Consider the following 1,193-nt stretch of genomic DNA (forward strand, 5'->3'; position numbering starts at 1 on the left):
ATGGCAAAGGGTAAGTTCGAGCGCACCAAGCCCCACGTGAACGTGGGCACGATTGGTCACGTGGACCACGGCAAGACGACGCTGACGGCGGCGCTGACGAAGATCGGTGCGGAGCGTTTCGGCGGCGAGTTCAAGGCCTACGACGCGATCGACGCGGCGCCGGAAGAGAAGGCGCGCGGCATCACGATCTCGACCGCGCACGTCGAGTACGAATCTGAGAAGCGCCATTACGCGCACGTCGACTGCCCGGGTCACGCCGACTACGTCAAGAACATGATCACCGGTGCGGCGCAGATGGACGGCGCGATCCTGGTGTGTTCGGCTGCGGACGGCCCGATGCCGCAGACGCGCGAGCACATCCTGCTGTCGCGCCAGGTCGGCGTGCCGCACATCGTGGTGTTCCTGAACAAAGCCGACATGGTCGACGACGCCGAGCTGCTCGAGCTGGTCGAGATGGAAGTCCGCGAGCTGCTGACCAAGTACGAGTTCCCGGGCGACGACACCCCGATCATCCACGGCTCGGCCCGCCTGGCGCTGGAAGGCGACCAGAGCGAGATCGGCGTGCCGTCGATCCTGAAGCTCGTCGAAGCCCTCGACACCTTCATCCCGGAGCCGGAGCGCGACATCGACAAGCCGTTCCTGATGCCGGTCGAGGACGTGTTCTCGATCTCGGGTCGCGGCACGGTGGTCACGGGCCGCATCGAGCGCGGCATCATCAAGGTCGGCGACGAAATCGAAATCGTCGGCATCCGCGCGACGCAGAAGACCACGGTCACCGGCGTCGAGATGTTCCGCAAGCTGCTCGACCAGGGTCAGGCGGGTGACAACGCCGGTCTGCTGCTGCGCGGCACCAAGCGTGACGACGTCGAGCGCGGCCAGGTGCTGTGCAAGCCGGGTTCGATCAAGCCGCACACCGATTTCGAAGCCGAAGTCTATGTGTTGTCGAAGGACGAGGGCGGCCGCCACACGCCGTTCTTCAAGGGCTATCGTCCGCAGTTCTACTTCCGCACCACGGACATCACCGGTGCGTGCGAACTGCCGGAAGGCGTCGAGATGGTGATGCCGGGCGACAACGTGAAGATGGTCGTGTCGCTGATCAACCCGGTGGCGATGGACGAAGGCCTGCGTTTCGCGATCCGCGAAGGCGGCCGCACCGTCGGCGCCGGCGTCGTCGCCAAGATCATCAAGTAAGC

At 65.1% G+C, this 1,193-nt stretch carries 1 protein-coding gene; it reads left to right on the plus strand.

From position 1 onward, the window contains the following. The gene (gene tuf, locus CJ022_RS09480; RefSeq protein ID WP_101926416.1) at positions 1 to 1,191 is read left to right on the plus strand and encodes an elongation factor Tu; all 1,191 of its coding nucleotides are present in this window, start codon (positions 1 to 3) and stop codon (positions 1,189 to 1,191) included. Positions 1,192 to 1,193 lie beyond the last annotated feature (2 nt).

The sequence above is a fragment of the Luteimonas rhizosphaerae genome (assembly GCF_002849595.1).
In the GTDB taxonomy this organism is placed as follows: domain Bacteria; phylum Pseudomonadota; class Gammaproteobacteria; order Xanthomonadales; family Xanthomonadaceae; genus Luteimonas; species Luteimonas cellulosilyticus.